Raw genomic sequence first — 15,533 nt, forward strand, 5'->3', positions numbered from 1 at the left:
GCCGTCCTGTGGTGCTCTGTTGTTCACGGTGTGGCAGCGCGTGAGGAAGCTGGTGGTCGTATGACGGCGGCAGTCCCTGCGGACCCCGTGGTGAACACGCCGTACGGAGCCGTCCGGGGCCGGTACGAGCACGGGATCGCCGTGTTCCGCGGTGTCCCGTACGCCGCGCCGCCCTTCGGGCCCCGGCGGTTCCGGCCGCCCGTGCCGCCCGAGCCCTGGGACGGGGTGCGCGACGCGGGTTCCTTCGGGCCGACGGCGCCCAAGCCGCCGTACTCCGAGTCCTTCGCCACCTACCTGTCGGACCCGGTCGTGCCCGGTGACGACTGCCTGAACCTCAACGTGTGGACGCCGCAGCCGGGCCCGGGTGCCCGGCTCCCGGTCCTGGTGTGGCTGCACGGCGGCGCCCTGACCAGGGGTTCCTCGGCGGTCCCGGTGTACGACGGGCAGGCCTTCGCCCGGGACGGCGTGGTCCTGGTCTCGGTGAACTACCGGCTGGGCGTGGAGGGCTACGGACTCTTCCCCGACGCCCCCGCCAACCCCGGCCTGCGCGACCAGCTGGCCGCCCTGGAATGGGTGCACGCGTCGATCGCGGCCTTCGGCGGCGACCCGGACCTGATCACCCTCGGCGGCCAGTCGGCGGGGGCGATCAGCGCCGGGGCCCTGCTGGCCGCCCCGCAGGCACAGGGGCTGATACGCCGGGCGGTCCTGCAGAGCGGGCCACCCGAGGCGTCCGACCGCGACAAGGTGCGCCGGATGGTGCGCCGGATGGCGGCCCGGCTGAAGATCCCCGCCACCGCCGCGGCCTTCGCCGAGGTCGACCGCGACCTGCTGCTGCGCACCCAGGGGGAGGTGGGCCGGCTCAGCAGCCCGGTGCTGGGCGGCCCCTCCTTCGGCATCGTCGTCGACGGCGACCTCGTGCCCCGCGACCCCCTGGAGGCCCTCGTCGAGGGCGACGCGGCCCGGGGCGTCGGCCTGATGACGGGCTGGACCAGCGAGGAGTACCGCCTCTGGCTCGTCCCCGGCGGTCTGCTGGAACGCGTCGACCGGCTGGGCGCCGTCGCCCTCGCCGGTGCGATGGCCCGCTGCCACTGCGGCACGGAGGTGCCGCGCGGCTACCGCACCCTGCACCCGGAGGCCGGCACCGCCGAGATCGTCGGGCAGATGGTCACCGACCATCTGCTGCGCGTCCCGCTGCACCGGCTGGCCGACGCCCGCGGCGGCTCCTCGTACGTCTACGAGTTCGCGTGGCCCTCCACCCTCCCCGGCCTGGGCGCCTGCCACGCCCTGGAGCTCGGCTTCGTCTTCGACACCGGCGACCTGCCGGAGTCGCGCAAGCTGGCCGGCGAGGGCGGTCCCGGCGAACTGGCCCGGGCGATGCACGCCGCGTGGGTGCGGTTCGCGGCCGAGGGGGACCCCGGCTGGCAGCCCTGGGACGCGACGCATCCCGTACGGATCTTCGACGCGGGCCCGCCGCGTGTCGCGTACGGACCGCGGGACGCGGATCTCGCCCTGTGGAGCGCCGACGCCCCGCCCGCGCCGGAGGCCGCGGGCGTGCCGGTGCCCCCGCTCGCCGCGCCCGCGCGCACGGCGGAACTGCGGTCGGTCGTACGACGGCTGCGGCTGCCCGGTTCGGTCCGCCGGCACTGACCACGACGGCGCCGCCCGGCCGGGCCGTCCCCGGGAGCGAACAGCCGGACGCGAGCGGTGAGGGGCGAGGGCGGCCTCGGGCCCCGGCCTCACCAGCGGTCCTGGCGACCCCGGCGCCTCCGGTGGGCCCGGCGGCCCTGGCGGCTCCGGTGGGCGCCTGGTGGCTCCGGTGGTCCCGGTGGCTCCGGTGGCCTGGTGGCCCTGGCGGACTTGGCGGCCCTGGTGGCACTGGCGAGCTTGGTGGCTCCGGTGGCCTGGTGGCCTTGGCGGACTTGGTGGGCCCGGTGGCCTGGTGGCCCTGGTGGCCCCGGTGTGCCTGGCTGGCTCGGCAGCCCCGGCGAAGTTGGTGACCCGGGCGGCCCCGGCGGCGTCTGGTGGCTCCGGTGGGCCCGGCGGACCCGGCGAGCCTGGTGGGCCCGGTGGCCCTGGCGGACTTGGCGGACCTGGTGGCCCCGGCGGACCTGGTGGCCCCGGTGTGCCTGGCTGGCTCGGCAGCCCCGGCGAAGTTGGTGAGCCCGGCGGCGCCTGGTGGCTCCGGCGGCGTCTGGTGGCTCCGGTGGGCCCCGCGGCTCCGGCAGCCCGGTGGCTCCGGCGGACCCGTTGGAGTCCGTGGATTTTGCCGGCGTCGGCGCCCCCTTCAGCCCCGTAGCGCCCTCGCGATGTCCGCGATCGCCTCGGGCCCCACCCGGCAGCACCCGCCGATCAGCCGGGCACCGGACTTCCGCCAGTCCGTGACCTGGTCCGGGGTGAAGGAGGCCCGGCCGTCCCAGGCGCGGGCCGCGGCGTCCCATGTCTCGCCGCTGTTGGGATAGACCACGACCGGCCTGCCCGTCACCCGTACGGCGGTCTCGACCGCCCCGCCGACGTCCTCGGGGGCGCAGCAGTTGACGCCGACCGCGATGATCTCGTCGGACCCGGCGGCGAGGGCGAAGGCCTCCTCCAGGGGCTGCCCGGCACGGGTGCGGCCGCCCGCGACCGAGTACGACAGCCAGGCCGGCACGCCGAGCCCGCGCACCGCCCGCAGCAACGCCGCCGCCTCGTCGGCGTCGGGCACCGTCTCCAGCGCCAGCACGTCGGGGCCGGCCGCGGCGAGCACCTCCAGGCGCGGCCGGTGGAAACGCTCCAGCTCGTCGACGCTCAGTCCGTAGCGCCCCCGGTACTCGGACCCGTCCGCGAGCATCGCCCCGTAGGGCCCCGCGGACGCGGCCACCCACAGCGGCCGCGCGATGCCGTTCGCCCGGGCCCGCCGTGCCGCCTCACGCCCCAACCGCACGCTGAGGGTGAGGAGTTCGGCGGCCCGGTCCCGGCCGATGCCTCGCTTGGCGAAGCCCTCGAAGGTGGCCTGGTAGCTCGACGTGATCGCCACGTCGGCACCCGCCGCGTAGTACGCGAGGTGCGCCTCGGCGATCGCCTGAGGCCGATCCGCGAGCAGCCGCGCCGACCACAGCCCGTCGCTCAGGTCGTACCCGGCGGACTCCAGCCGGTGGGCCAGGCCGCCGTCCAGGACGACGGTCCCGGCTGCGAGGGCTGCGGCGAGGCTGTCGGTGCGGGACATGCCGTCGACGGTAGTCGAAACGGCGCGCAGGTGCGGCACCGCGGAGAAAGCGCTGTCTCCTCGTCTCGCCGGACCCGTTGACCTCGCCGCGGCGCACCTTTACCTTTTCCGCGTTCGTCATGACAGATGGTGTCCGTGATGTCGAACGATCCGCCGGGGTGACGGAACGTGAAGGAGCGTGTGTGAGATGAGACGTGCGTACGCGGTACTGCTCGCCCTCTGCCTGCTGTCGGCCGGCGCCCTCGCGACCGCGGGCCCGGCACAGGCCGAGGCCCGGACGGTCACCAACGGCGTCCAGTTCACCGACACGTCGGGCGACCCCGTCCACGCCCACGGCGGCGGGGTCGTCAAGGTCGGCTCGTACTACTACTGGTTCGGCGAGGACCGCAACGCCGACAACACCTTCAGGTACGTCGACGCCTACCGCTCCACCGACCTGAAGAACTGGGAGTTCAGGAACCACGTCCTGACCCAATCGTCCGCCGCGGAGCTGGGCACCGCCTACATCGAGCGGCCCAAGGTGGTCTACAACGCCTCCACCGGCATGTTCGTGATGTGGATGCACAAGGAGAACGGCGTCGACTACAGCGAGGCCCGCGCCGCCGTCGCCGTCTCGGCCACGGTCGACGGCAGCTACACCTACCGGGGCAGCTTCCGCCCGCTCGGCGACTCCATGTCCCGGGACATCACGACCTACGTCGACACCGACGGCACCGGTTACATGGTCTCCGCGGCCAACGAGAACTACGACCTGCACATCTACCGGCTCACCGCCGACTACACCGGCATCGACAGCCTGGTCGCCAACCCCTGGCCGGGCGGCCACCGCGAGGCCCCGGCGCTCTTCAAGCGGGGCGGCGTGTACTTCATGCTGACCTCGGGCGCGACCGGCTGGAGCGCCAACCAGCAGCAGTACGCCACCGCCACCTCGCTCGCGGGGCCGTGGACCGCGTGGGCGAACGTCGGCGACTCCACGGCGTACGACTCCCAGACCGCGTACGTCCTTCCGGTCACCGGCACGTCCGGGACCGCGTACCTCTACCTGGGCGACCGCTGGGGCAACTCCTTCGGCGGGACCGTGAACGACTCGCGGTACGTGTGGCTGCCGCTGACCTTCCCGAGCGCGACCTCGATGACGATGTCCTGGTCCCCGGAGGTCACCGTCGACACGGCCGCCGGAACCGTCACCGGCACCGACGCCACGTACACCACGCTGATCGCCCGGCACAGCGGCAGGTGCGCCGACGTCACCAGCCAGTCGCTGTGGCAGGGCGCCCGGATCAAGCAGTACGACTGCAACGGCGGCGGCAACCAGAAGTACTGGTTCCGGTCCGTCGGCGGCGGCTACTACCAGCTGATGGTCAGGAACAGCTCCCTGTGCGTGCAGGAGAACGCGAGCACGGTCACCCAGGAGAACTGCGACTCCTCGGCCACCGCCCAGCAGTGGGCACAGACCACGTCCGGCTCCTATGTCACGCTCACGTCCCGCGCGAGCGGCGAGTGCCTGGACGTGTCCGGCGCGTCCACCGCCAACTCCGCCGCGATCATCACGTACACCTGCAACGGCGGCACCAACCAGCAGTGGAGGCACGGCACCTGACGGCGTCTCAGAGTCGCGGAATCCGCAGCGGCAGGCCACCGTCCGGCCCGCTCCTGCTACAACTCGCCCACAATGACAAGACCACCGACGAGGCGACGTGGCGCGCGAATCCGGAGACACTGGTGGCCGGTGTACGGGAGAAGGGCGGACGTGCGGTGCTGATGATCCCCGTCGCGCGGCGCCGGTCCCAAACCGGCCGAACAGGGAACGACGGCACCGCCGCGCCGGTGGAGTCCCCGGGCGCCGAGCGCGGCAAGGCGTACGCAGGGCTTGTCCGGGACGCGCTCGTCGCTCAGCATCTGATGTCGAAGGGCCTTGTGCGGGTGGGATGAACCCCTGGGGCGTCTCGACCGGAACCGGGGCGCCCCAGGTCTCACCCTCCGTCCCCCGCCACCCGTCCTGACGTCGTACGCCGTGAAAGAGAGCCGATGCGCCTTCCGCCCGACGACCGCACGCTCAGCCCGCGCACCGGATACACCCGCGCGCACTGGGAGGCCGCCGCCGACGCCCTGCTCGCCGCGGTCGAGCCGTACGCGGTGAAGGGCGGCGCGCTCTACGACCTCCCCGGGGACCGCACGAGCTGGTCGGGCCGGCTCTCGGACGGCCTGGAGGGCTACGCCCGTACGCTGCTCGCCGCGGCCTTCCGCCAGGACGAGACCGTGCTCCAGCGGTACGCCGACGGGCTCGCGGCCGGTGTCGCGGGCGTCTGGCCCCGGATCGAGGACCGCGGCCAGCCGCTGGTCGAGGCGGCGTCCATCGCCCTCGCCCTGCGCCTGACGCGCCCGCTGCTCTGGGACCGCCTCGACGACGGCGTACGGCAGCGGGCGGCCACCTGGCTCGGGGACGCGCTGACCGCCGAAGCCTGGCCCTGCAACTGGGAGTTGTTCCCGGTGACGGTGGGCGGCTTCCTCCAGGAGATCGGCCATGAACCGGAGGCGTCCCGCAAGGCGATCGAGCGCGGTCTGGGGCGGATCGAGGAGTGGTACGTCGGCGAGGGCTGGTACACCGACGGCGACGGCCGCAAGTTCGACCACTACAACGGCTGGGCGATGCACCTGTATCCGGTGCTGCACGCGTGGCTGGCGGACGACGCCGGCCTCCTCGACCGCTACGGCGGCCGGCTCTCCCGCCACCTGGCCGACTACGCCCGGCTGTTCGGCGCCGACGGCGCCCCCATGCACCAGGGCCGCAGCCTCACCTACCGCTTCGCGGCGACGGCCCCGCTGTGGCTGGGCGCGCTGACCGGGCACACCCCGCTGCCGCCGGGGGAGACGCGCAGGCTGGCCTCCGGGGCGCTGAAGTACTTTCTCGACCGGGGCGCGGTGGACTCCCGCGGTCTGCTCACCCTCGGCTGGCACGGTCCCGACACGGCGCTGCTGCAGGGCTATTCGGGCCCGGCGTCCCCCTACTGGGCGAGCAAGGGGTTCCTCGGGCTGCTCCTGCCGGACGGCCACCCGGCGTGGACGGCGCCGGAGGAGCCGGGCCCGGCGGAGCGCACCGACGCGCTCACCGCGATCTCCGCCCCCAACTGGCTTCTGCAGTCGACGCGTTCGGACGGCGTGGTCCGTCTCCACAACCACGGCAGTGAGGACGTCCGCTACGACCCGTACTACACGCGCCTCGCCTATTCGACCGCGACGCGCCCGGTCTCGTCGTACGACAACAGCGTGATCGTCGGCGACGACCCGAGCCGCACGGAGATCGTGCCGCTGGGCGTCGGGGAGGGCTGGGTGGCCTCCCGGCACACGGCGGCCGGGGGCGCGCGGGTGACCAGCGTGGTGCTCGCGCGGGGGGCCGTGGAGGTACGGGCCCATCTGGTCACTGGTGCGCGGCCCGGGACGCCGGTGCGGGTGACGGGGTGGGCGGCGCCGGAGGGGCTGAGCGCCGAGGTGCTGCCTGCCGTGGGCCTGCCGGAGCCGCCCGCGGGGGCGGACGCGCCCATGGGGCTCACCGGGCGCACCGGGGAGGGGGACACGCTGTTCGTCGCGCTGGCCCGGCTGACCGGGGAGGCGGACCCGGAGCCGCTGGGAGAGACGGTGGGCGTACGGGCCGACGGGGAGCGGGAGTTGACCGTGCGGTGGGCCGACGGCGCCGAGGTGCGCGTCCGGTGGCAGGACGACGGCGTGCAGGTCGCGGCGCCGGACGGCCGGTGAACCGAATGCCGGCTGCCGTCGCCCACCGGCGCATTCGAGAATCCCACCCATGGCCTCGGCCTCGACGACCGCCGCAGCGCCGACGGCAAGGGCTGGGTCGTCCTCGCCGACCCGGAGGGCGACGAGTTCTGCGTGGAGCGGAGTGCGGCCGAACGCGGGGAGTGAGGTGCACGGGGACGGTTCGGCCGGTGCCGAAGTGATCCGGCCCTAGCGTGGCCGTATGACCCAGACCCCGCGGGAGAACCCCGCCCAGGCCGTCACCGGCATGGTCGACCACGTCCTGGAACTGGCCGCCACCTGGACGCACTGGGACGGCAGGCCCGCCCATGCCGACGACCGCGTCCACACCCCGCACAAGGCGATCCGCCGGGTCGCCGACCATCTCGTCGATCACCTCGCCGAGCTGGAGGCCCGGCTGGCGGGCGAGGCGCCGCAGCCCGACCACTGGCACGCCTCCACGGTGACGACCCGGGCGGATCTCGCGCCCTTCACCCAGGAGGACCTGGACGAGGCCCGCAGCCGGCTGCTCCGTCTCGCCCGCATCTGGGCGAACCGCCTCGGCGCCCTCACCGACGAGCAGCTCGACCGCTCGCCCGGCGAGGGCTGGAGCTTTCGCGAACTGGCCCTGCACCTGCGGGGATCGACGTACTACGCCGACGCGGTGGGCGATCTGTCATGAGCGCCTTCGCCGCACTGCACCACGCCGCACAGCCGCTGCTCCTGCCCAACGCCTGGGACCACGCCTCGGCCATGGCGCTCGCCGCCGCGGGCTTCGGCGCCGTCGCGACGACCAGCCTGGGCGTCGCCGCGGCCGCCGGCCTGCCGGACGGGGCGTCGGCGACCCGTGAGGAGACCCTGCGGCTCGCCCTCACCCTGGGCACGGCACCCTTCCTCCTGTCGGTCGACGCGGAGGGCGGCTTCAGCGAAGTCCCCGACGAGGTGGGCGAGTTCGCGCGCGAGCTGGCAGCAGTGGGAGCCGTCGGCATCAACCTGGAGGACGCCCTCGGCCCCGTCGAGCGGCACGCGGCGAAGATCGCCGCGGTGAAGAGGGCCGCACCCGGCCTCTTCGTCAACGCCCGTACCGACACCTACTGGTCGGGCGACGGCGACGGCACGCTGCCCCGGCTCGACGCCTACCGGGAGGCGGGCGCCGACGGGGTGTTCGTCCCCGGGCTGACGGATCCGCGCGGCATCGCCCGCCTCGTGGCGCACCTGGGCGACCTCCCCCTCAACATCCTCTTCTCGCCCGCCGGCCCCACCCTTCCCCAGCTCGCCGACCTCGGGGTACGGCGCGTGAGCCTCGGCTCGCTGCTGTACCGGCAGGCCCTGGGCGCGGCACTGGAGACGGCCGCGGACATCCGGGCCGGCCGGACCCCGCGGGGCACGCCGCCGTCGTACGCGGACGTCGACGCGTGGGCCCGCGGGAGCGACCCGGCTCACAGCGCCGGGCGGTGACTCCTTGGTACGGTGGATGCTTTCGTGGGTATCAGACCCTTTGGACTCATCTCCGGCGAGGGACCGAGGAACCATGGACATGGACATCCCCGGCGACAAGCGGCTGGCGGCCGCCGTCGTGATGGACGACGACGGCAGGGTGCTGCTGGTCCGCCGCAGCGAGACGGAGAAGTTCCTGCCCCGCGTCTGGGGCGTCCCCTGCGGGAAGCTCGAACCGGGCGAGAGCGCCCGGGACGGCGCGCTGCGCGAGCTGAAGGAGGAGACCGGGCTTCTCGGCGAGGTCGTCCGCAAGGTCGGCGAGTCGTCCTTCCTCAGCGAGTACCGCGGTCACGAGGTCAAGAACTGGCAGGAGAACTTCCTGGTCAGGCCGGTGAGCCGAGAGATCACCCTGCCGCGCGCCGACCAGGCCCACGTCTGGCTGGCGCGCTCGGAGCTGGCCACGGTCGAGATCGACGCGTACAACCTCTCCATCGTGGACCAGGCGTTCACCACGTCCTGAGCGCCGTTCCGTTCCGCGCCGCGCGCGCCACCCTCTCACCACGCGCCGCCCTCTCACGACGTCCTGAGCAGCTCCGCGAGCCCGGCGAGCGCCGCGAGATAGTCGTCCACCCCGAGCGGCACCTTCGCCACCGCCCCCGGATGCGGGCCCGCCGCCGTGAACACGTCGGTGTGCGGCCGCCGTTCGCGTCCCGTCTCCAGGAACAGGGTCACCGTCGGCTCGTCCGTGTCGCACCAGGCCCGGTGCAGGGTGTGCGCCGGCAGGGCGTACGCGCTGCCGGCCGCGTACTGCCCCACATGGGTCAGCCGCAGCCGTGCCGGACCGGCCGGCTCCAGCAGCCAGTCCGCCGTACGCCCGGACAGCGACTCCTCGTACCGCGTGGTGGGCATGCCGCCGTCACCACCGCCCGCGACCTCGTACAGTTCCATCGACAGCCGTCCGCGGACGATGTACGAGGCCAGCGCCGAGCGGTGGTTGTGCACGTCCTCCTCGCCGATCGCGCCGGCCCCCCGGTGCCACCGATGGACGCGGAGCATATGGCGCGGTCCGTCGTCGACCAGCAGCAGCTTGTCGAAGCCGAGGACGTGGCGGTACGACAGCCGGGCGCATCCCTCCGGATCGCCCTCCCCGGAGGCGAGGTCGGCGACCAGCTCCGGCAGCCGCTCGGGGGAACCGAGTTCGGCGACGACCGAGCGGGCCGCCGCGACCAGCTCCTGCTCGGGCAGATCACCGTCCAGCGTCCTGGTCAGCAGCCGCCGCGCCCGCAGAACCTGCCGACCGCCCATGCACCATCCTCCGCCTCCGGCGCCGGGTCCGGCGCCCGGTGTCACTGTTCCGGCCGATACATCCATACGGCATGGGCGCGCAGCGCCGAAAGTCCTTGGTAGGTCATCCACAGGGGCTGGCGCAGCTCACCGCTGTCCGGCCCCCAGGACCAGATGCCGTCGGTCTGCCCGGCCCACACCGCCGCGGCGGCCCCGTCCAGCCGCTCCCGCCACGCCTCCAGCAGCCCGTCCTGGGCCGCGACCTCGCGGGCGCCGGGTGTCATCAGGGCGCGCACCACCCAGGAGGCGGTGAAGTGCCGTACGTTCAGCACCTCGTGGCGTGAGGGGTCGTCGGTGCGCGGACGGCGCACCTCCTCGCGCAGGTCGCGCAGATCCTGACACCGGTGATGGGGAGCGTCCGCACAGGTCAGCAGCCAGCGGACGCCGTCCTCGCGGGTGGCGCGCACCGCCTCGTCCTCGCCGAGGACACCGGCCGCCCGGTCCAGGGCCACCACGGCCTGCGCGGTGTGCAGCGCGGACGGCAGCCCGTACGGCGGGTCGAGCCGGTAGCCCCAGCAGCGCAGGTGCTCGCGGCGGGCGTCGCCGATCGCGCCGTCGGCGAGGGCGTCGCGCAGCGGGGGCAGGACGGCGGCGTCGGGCGCGGCGCGCAGCAGCCCGCGCAGCACGGTCGTCAGGACATGGGTCGACTCCCGCCCGGCGCGGTCGCGAGCCGACGTGAACCCGTCCGTGCAGCGCTCCACCTCCTCGGCCAGCCGCTCGCCGGACACACCGGCCCGGGCCAGCGCCCCCAGCACCAGCGCCGTCACCTCGGGCCGGGCCTCGGCCCCCTGCGACCGCGCCGACCAGCCGCCGTCGGGCAGTCTGAGCCGCCACAGCGTGTCCACCAGGTCACCGGTGCGCAGCCGGCCGTCCGGCATGCCGAGGCCGAGCACGATGTGCAGGCCGTAGGCGGTGCCGACGGAGGTGGGCCGCAACGGTCCCGACTCGCTGAGCGAGTGCGACCAGCCGGTGAGACGGCCGCGGACCGGGTCGTCGACCACGGTGGCCTTCGCGGCGAGCGTGCTGTACGCGGCGGCGAAGACCTCGGGGAGGGGACCCGGCGCGGGGCTTTCCGCGGCGGGCGGGACGCGGACGAGGGTGCGGGCCGGGTCGGCCGCGCCCCGGGCCCGGACCAGCGCCGCCGCCAGCCAGGCGGCCACGCCCGTCCCGATCCCGCTGACCCCGGCGATCAGATACCGGGCGGGCTCGCCGCCGAGGGAGCCGGGCAGCACCCCGAACAGGAACTGGAACACGCCGTACCCGGCCGCCGCGCACCCGAGACTCCCCAGCCAGCCGACGAAGCGGGCGGTCTCGCCCGTCCCGCCCGGTTGCGGTGGTGTCGTACGGTCGGCTCTCAAGGGACGGCGTCCCAGCTGCTGTTGAGACAAGGCGTGCTCCCTCCCCCGGGGTTGCACGTGACTTCCGCGAAGATTCCAGTCTAAGTGGTCTGCGGGGACGGGGAGCCGCCGACCGGAACGAGTGTCTCCGCGAGCAGTCCGGCGAAATCCACGGGATGCTCGGCCACGCCGACATGCCCGCCGGGGAACTCGACGAAACGGCTGCCGGTGTGCTCGGCGAGGAACCGCGCCGTGCGGTGCAGGAGTTGACCGCGGGAGTCGGAGCCGGCCGCGAGGGTGAGGCGGGCGGAGGAGCCGGCGAGCGCGGTGAGGTCGGGGGTGTAGGCGGTGAAGTTCCGCAGGACGCGGGAGAGGAAGAGCGCCATGGGATTGACCAACTCCTCCTGTGGCGTGAGTGGTTGGGGGTCGATGTGCGGCAGCGGACCGGGCTCCGTCAGAACGGTGCCCAGCCGGGCGCCCGCCGCCCGGAGCCCGGCCGTGCGGTAGGTGTCGTACACCTCGCGGAACAGGGCCTGCTGCCGCGCCCCGTCCGGCAGCACTCCCACACACGGCGGCTCGTGCGCGACGACGTGGCTCAGCCGCTCCGGATGCCGGGTGAGCAGGTCGAGGACGGCGATCGCGCCGGAACTGGTCCCGAGCACGTAGGCCGATCCGTCCTCGGGCAGCACCGCGTCGAGCACCCGCCGCGCCCCGTCGCTCCACCCCGCCACCCGCTGGTCGGGCACGGGTTTCCCGAGCCGCCCGTGGGCGAGCCCGAGGGGGTCGTAGGTCACGACGGTGAACCGGTCGGCGAGCGCGTCGGTCACCGGGCCGAGGCCCATGGGGTGGCCGGCGCCCCCGGGGACGACGAGGAGGACGGGCCCCGTGCCGCGGAGGTCGTAGTGGAGGTCAGTCATGGTGGTCGTCCTTGTCCTCGCGGGGCCAGTGTTCGAGCGTGATGTGCAGGGCGTCGACGGCCTTGTCCCAGGACGCGCGCACGTCACGCGGGGCGCCGAAGCCGCCGGCCGCCTCCAGGGCGCAGTAGCCGTGGAAGGTGCTGCGCAACAGGCGTACGGCGTCGGTGAGATCGGGCTCCTCGAGGCCGTAGGCGCGGAGCATGCCGTAGGTGATCTCGGCGGTGCGCCGCAGGACGGGGGAGCCGGTGACGAGCGACTGGTCGATGCGGATCTGCGTCGCGGCGTACCGCCCCGGCCGCTCCAGCGCGAACTCCCGGTACGCCCCCGCGAAGGCGGCCAGCGCGTCCTTGCCGGCCCGCCCGGCGACGGCCGCCGCGATCCGGTCGATCATCTCCGCCCCGGCGAGCAGCGCCATCCGCGTGCGCAGGTCCTGCAGATTTCTGACGTGCGCGTACAGACTCGCGTCCCTGACCCCGAAGTGCCGCGCCAGCGCGGAGAGCGAGACGTTCTCGAACCCCGCCTCGTCGGCGAGGTCGGCGGCGGCGACGACGATGCGGTCGGGGGTGAGCCCGGCTCTGGCCATGGGGGCGCCTTCCTGGACGGGGCCGAACCTAGAGGGTCTAGGTCCGGCCCTAGTGTAGGAAGGAAGACCGCAGCGGGCGACTGCTTTACGACGTCCCGCTGCGGCTGCGGTTGTGGCGGGTGGCGTCAGCCGATCGGTGCGTACAGGACGCCCAGCTTGTCGATCTCGTCGCCCGCCCGGCCGGTGAAGCCGACGATCTGCCAGCCGGCCGGGGCCGTGAACGTGGTGGTGTCGGTGGTGGGGGTGCCGGAGGTGAGGGTGCGGGACCTGTCCGTGGTGAAGGCGGCCGAGAAGATCCGGGTGTGGGAGTCCTTCTGACCTTCCGTCACCTTCACCGAGGTGAGGTGCTCGCCGGAGGCGAGGGTCAAGGACGTCGCGGTGCCGCCCGTGCCGCCGTGGGCCACGGTCGTGCCGTCGTCGTGGGTGAGGGACACCGCGTCCAGGCGGGCGCCGCCGCGCAGGGTGAGGGTGCGGGGCGCGAGGGCGGCCGGCAGGTCACCGGCGTCGTTGAAGGCCGTGCCGTGCGGGCCGCCGAAGAAGTCGCTGGCCCGCAGGGACGGGTCGAGGGTGTACGAGAAGCCGACCGTGTGCGGGAAGTGGTCGGAGAGGTTGCCGCCGTCGGCGTCGAGGAACGCCGCCCACTCGTCGTTGTACCGGGTCGCGTCGAGGGAGAGCAGCCTGCTGCCGCGGTAGAGGACCTTGTCCACGACCTCGCAGTCGTTCGGCGGCGCCGACGTCGGGCACAGCAGCGGGTCCGCGCCCTGCGCCGGCGCCGTGCCGCCCTTGACGAGCTGCACCCATGCGTCCGTCAGGCCGTTGCCGTCGACGAGCGTGCGGATGTTGTCGCCGGTGCGCGTGTACCGCGTGTTGGTGTCCCCCATGACGATCACCGCGTTGCCCGCCGAGTTCGCCCGGATGAAGGCGGAGAGCTGCTCGATGTTGGCGCGGCGGGCGGCCAGTGCGTCATCGGTGTCGTCCGCGTTCGGGTGCAGGTTGTAGAGGTCGACGAACACGCCCTCGGCCAGCCGCACCCGCGCCAGCGAGAACCCTTTCGGTGTCAGGCAGTTGGTGCCCGTGCAGTCGTTCCACCTCACCCGCTCGAAATCCTCGAAGGGGTAGTCCGAGAGGGTGTTGAGACCGTCGCCGATGCCCGCGCCGCCGCTCGTCGCCGTGCGGTAGGCGTGGTGGTCGTCCGCGTACAGCGCGGCGTGGTAGTTGAAGTCCTCCTGCACGTTCACGATGCCGTAGGGCGCCAGGCGCGGGGAGATCAGCGGGGTGTCGGCCGCCGGGTGGCCGGAGCTGAGGCCCTCGGGGAGGCCGGCGACGTTGTACGTGAGCACGCTGAACGAGCCGGTGGCCGCCGCATCCGCGTCCGCGTCCGCATGCGCGGAGGCGGGCGCCGTGCCGGTCGCCGTCAGTCCCGCGAGCGCGAGCGCGCCTGCCGCGAGGGTGCCGATGAGTCGTCTCATGGTGGGGGTGTCTCCGCTCGGAGGAGTGGGGGAGTGGGGAACGTGCGGGACGAACGAGTTCCCGGAACCTGAATGTTGCTCATGTTCGGTGTCAACCAGTGTGACGGGAAAGGCCAGTTGGGAAAACAGGCCGCACCAATTTCACAGCTCCGCCCTCACCACGCGCGGACGTAGGGTTGCCGAAGGCGCCGAGGGGGAGCGGGGGACCACGTGACGAACGAGGCGCGCACGAACGACAGCGAACCCGGAGACCGGCCGCTCGGCACCGCACCCGCCACCGGCCGGTCCCTCGGGGGGACCAAGGACTTCGGCGTCTTCTGGGCCGCCCAGACGCTCTCCGTCCTCGGTGACTCCTTCGCCCTGATCGCCCTGCCCCTGCTGGTGCTGGAAGCCACCGGATCGGTAGCCCGGATGGGGCTGCTGACGGCCGTCGGCTCGGTGGCGGCCGTCGGCGCGGCGGTGTTCGCCGGGGCACTGGTGGACCGGACCGACCGCCGTCGGCTGCTCATCGCCTGCGATCTCGTACGGATGGTGCTCTACGGCGTCGTCCCGGTGGTCTGGCTGTTCGGGGCGCGGATCTGGCTGCTGTACGTCGTACTGCCGCTGTGCGAGGCCGTCGGGATGCTCTTCGCGGTCGGCTATGTGACCGTCGTCCGCAGTCTGGTCGGTGGTGAGCGGCTGACCAGGGCCAACGGCCGGCTGAACGCGACGGCCGCCGCGGCCGGGGTGCTGGGGCCGCTGGGTGCGGGAGTCGTCGCCGGGTGGACCGGACCGGCCGCCGCGGTCGGCGTCGACGCGGCCAGCTTCGGGGTGTCGGCGGCGTGCATGCTGCTCGTGCGCGTCCGCGCCCGGCCTGCCGACGACCGTGCGCCGCAGGGCGCCGGGCTGTGGCGGGACCTGAGCGCAGGCGCTTCCTTCCTGCGCGGCCACCCGGTCCTGCGCTCCCTCACCGTCCTTCTCTGCGCCTTCAGCTTCCTCACGCTCGGCCTGACGGACCTGGTCATTTACCACCTGGAGCACGACCTCGGCCACGACGAGGGCACGGTCGGCACCGTCATGGCGTGCGGCGCGCTCGGCACCATCGCCGGCTCCCTGCTGGTCGACCGCATCCGCCGCAGGCTCGGCTTCGGACGCACCTGGACGGGTGCCGTCGCCGTGTGCGGACTCGCTTTCGCGGGCCTCGGCCAGGCACGCGGCGTGCCGCTCGTGGCCGCGCTGAGCGCGGCCTTCCTGGCCTGCGTCGGGATCGCCGGCACCTGTTCCATGTCCCTGCGCCAGGAGATCACCCCGGAGCCCCTGCTCGGCCGCGTCACCTCCGCCTTCTGGACCCTGCAGTACTCCGCCGCCCCCCTCGGCGCCGCCGTCCTGACCTGGGCGGCGGAGCGTCGGGGGACGGCGCCCGTGAGTCTGGTCGCCGGTGGGTGTTGCGTGGTGGTGGCGGGTGCGGCGCTGTTCACGCCGGTACGGCGTTCAGGGCGCCCCTCGTGAGCGGCT

13 protein-coding genes and 2 pseudogenes are annotated in these 15,533 nt (G+C 73.8%); 9 read left to right on the forward strand and 6 right to left on the reverse strand.

Annotated elements, in window-relative coordinates; all coding sequences use genetic code 11:
- The first annotated feature begins 60 nt into the window (after nt 1–60).
- Nucleotides 61–1,647 carry a carboxylesterase/lipase family protein gene (locus ACIRPX_RS27420; RefSeq protein WP_404199819.1) on the forward strand — a complete coding sequence of 529 codons (1,587 nt, stop codon included), beginning with the start codon at nt 61–63 and terminating at the stop codon, nt 1,645–1,647.
- Between the two features lie 637 nt (nt 1,648–2,284).
- Here ACIRPX_RS27420 and mmuM read toward each other — a convergent pair.
- The gene (gene mmuM / locus ACIRPX_RS27425; RefSeq protein WP_404199822.1) at nt 2,285–3,202 is read right to left on the reverse strand and encodes a homocysteine S-methyltransferase; all 918 of its coding nucleotides are present in this window, start codon (nt 3,200–3,202) and stop codon (nt 2,285–2,287) included.
- 187 nt (nt 3,203–3,389) lie between these two features.
- On the opposite strand from mmuM, the gene ACIRPX_RS27430 reads away from it, so the two are divergent.
- The 7 genes and pseudogenes from ACIRPX_RS27430 (at nt 3,390) to ACIRPX_RS27460 (ending at nt 8,909) form a co-directional block, all read left to right on the forward strand.
- Nucleotides 3,390–4,802, forward strand: a complete 1,413-nt coding sequence (locus ACIRPX_RS27430) for an RICIN domain-containing protein (RefSeq protein WP_404199824.1) — start codon at nt 3,390–3,392, stop codon at nt 4,800–4,802.
- Nucleotides 4,803–4,840: 38 nt separating this feature from the next.
- Nucleotides 4,841–5,134, forward strand: a pseudogene (locus ACIRPX_RS27435) (carbohydrate esterase); the annotation flags it as partial.
- A gap of 96 nt (nt 5,135–5,230) precedes the next feature.
- Nucleotides 5,231–6,955: a DUF2264 domain-containing protein gene (locus tag ACIRPX_RS27440; protein ID WP_404199827.1), complete on the forward strand. Its 1,725-nt coding sequence runs from the start codon at nt 5,231–5,233 to the stop codon at nt 6,953–6,955.
- A gap of 60 nt (nt 6,956–7,015) precedes the next feature.
- A pseudogene (locus ACIRPX_RS27445) lies at nt 7,016–7,120 on the forward strand (VOC family protein); the annotation flags it as partial.
- Nucleotides 7,121–7,175: 55 nt separating this feature from the next.
- Nucleotides 7,176–7,634, forward strand: coding sequence for a hypothetical protein (locus ACIRPX_RS27450; protein ID WP_404199830.1), 459 nt, complete (start codon nt 7,176–7,178; stop codon nt 7,632–7,634).
- Nucleotides 7,631–8,410, forward strand: a complete 780-nt coding sequence (locus tag ACIRPX_RS27455; protein WP_404199833.1) for an isocitrate lyase/phosphoenolpyruvate mutase family protein — start codon at nt 7,631–7,633, stop codon at nt 8,408–8,410. The genes ACIRPX_RS27450 and ACIRPX_RS27455 overlap by 4 nt, the downstream gene beginning before the upstream one ends.
- Before the next feature lie 79 nt (nt 8,411–8,489).
- Nucleotides 8,490–8,909 (forward strand): NUDIX hydrolase, encoded by a 420-nt coding sequence (locus ACIRPX_RS27460; RefSeq protein ID WP_404200097.1) that lies wholly within the window; start codon nt 8,490–8,492, stop codon nt 8,907–8,909.
- 53 nt (nt 8,910–8,962) lie between these two features.
- Here the strand turns inward: ACIRPX_RS27460 and ACIRPX_RS27465 are convergent, their stop codons facing one another.
- The 5 genes from ACIRPX_RS27465 to ACIRPX_RS27485 form a co-directional block, all read right to left on the reverse strand.
- Nucleotides 8,963–9,694, reverse strand: a complete 732-nt coding sequence (locus ACIRPX_RS27465) for a hypothetical protein (protein WP_404199836.1) — start codon at nt 9,692–9,694, stop codon at nt 8,963–8,965.
- A 41-nt stretch (nt 9,695–9,735) separates the two neighbouring features.
- Nucleotides 9,736–11,121 (reverse strand): hypothetical protein, encoded by a 1,386-nt coding sequence (locus ACIRPX_RS27470; RefSeq protein ID WP_404199839.1) that lies wholly within the window; start codon nt 11,119–11,121, stop codon nt 9,736–9,738.
- Nucleotides 11,122–11,171: 50 nt separating this feature from the next.
- Nucleotides 11,172–11,987, reverse strand: a complete 816-nt coding sequence (locus tag ACIRPX_RS27475) for an alpha/beta fold hydrolase (protein WP_404199842.1) — start codon at nt 11,985–11,987, stop codon at nt 11,172–11,174.
- Nucleotides 11,980–12,570, reverse strand: a complete 591-nt coding sequence (locus tag ACIRPX_RS27480; protein ID WP_404199845.1) for a TetR/AcrR family transcriptional regulator — start codon at nt 12,568–12,570, stop codon at nt 11,980–11,982. The genes ACIRPX_RS27475 and ACIRPX_RS27480 overlap by 8 nt, the downstream gene beginning before the upstream one ends.
- Before the next feature lie 125 nt (nt 12,571–12,695).
- Nucleotides 12,696–14,039, reverse strand: a complete 1,344-nt coding sequence (locus ACIRPX_RS27485) for a jacalin-like lectin (protein WP_404199848.1) — start codon at nt 14,037–14,039, stop codon at nt 12,696–12,698.
- 210 nt (nt 14,040–14,249) lie between these two features.
- Here ACIRPX_RS27485 and ACIRPX_RS27490 point away from each other — a divergent pair, with 210 nt between their 5' ends.
- Complete coding sequence (locus ACIRPX_RS27490) at nt 14,250–15,527, forward strand: MFS transporter (protein WP_404199851.1); 1,278 nt, start codon at nt 14,250–14,252, stop codon at nt 15,525–15,527.
- The last annotated feature ends 6 nt before the right edge of the window (nt 15,528–15,533 follow it).

Origin of the sequence: Streptomyces sp. NPDC101225, from assembly GCF_044767585.1 — a bacterium.
Classification (GTDB): Bacteria; Actinomycetota; Actinomycetes; order Streptomycetales; family Streptomycetaceae; genus Streptomyces.

Coding starts and splice junctions, on each gene's coding strand:
- ACIRPX_RS27420 (WP_404199819.1), top strand. CDS start 61: ATGACGGCGGCAGTCCCTGCGGACCCCGTGGTGAACACGCCGTACGGA.
- mmuM (WP_404199822.1), bottom strand. CDS start 3,202: ATGTCCCGCACCGACAGCCTCGCCGCAGCCCTCGCAGCCGGGACCGTC.
- ACIRPX_RS27430 (WP_404199824.1), top strand. CDS start 3,390: ATGAGACGTGCGTACGCGGTACTGCTCGCCCTCTGCCTGCTGTCGGCC.
- ACIRPX_RS27440 (WP_404199827.1), top strand. CDS start 5,231: ATGCGCCTTCCGCCCGACGACCGCACGCTCAGCCCGCGCACCGGATAC.
- ACIRPX_RS27450 (WP_404199830.1), top strand. CDS start 7,176: ATGACCCAGACCCCGCGGGAGAACCCCGCCCAGGCCGTCACCGGCATG.
- ACIRPX_RS27455 (WP_404199833.1), top strand. CDS start 7,631: ATGAGCGCCTTCGCCGCACTGCACCACGCCGCACAGCCGCTGCTCCTG.
- ACIRPX_RS27460 (WP_404200097.1), top strand. CDS start 8,490: ATGGACATCCCCGGCGACAAGCGGCTGGCGGCCGCCGTCGTGATGGAC.
- ACIRPX_RS27465 (WP_404199836.1), bottom strand. CDS start 9,694: ATGGGCGGTCGGCAGGTTCTGCGGGCGCGGCGGCTGCTGACCAGGACG.
- ACIRPX_RS27475 (WP_404199842.1), bottom strand. CDS start 11,987: ATGACTGACCTCCACTACGACCTCCGCGGCACGGGGCCCGTCCTCCTC.
- ACIRPX_RS27480 (WP_404199845.1), bottom strand. CDS start 12,570: ATGGCCAGAGCCGGGCTCACCCCCGACCGCATCGTCGTCGCCGCCGCC.
- ACIRPX_RS27485 (WP_404199848.1), bottom strand. CDS start 14,039: ATGAGACGACTCATCGGCACCCTCGCGGCAGGCGCGCTCGCGCTCGCG.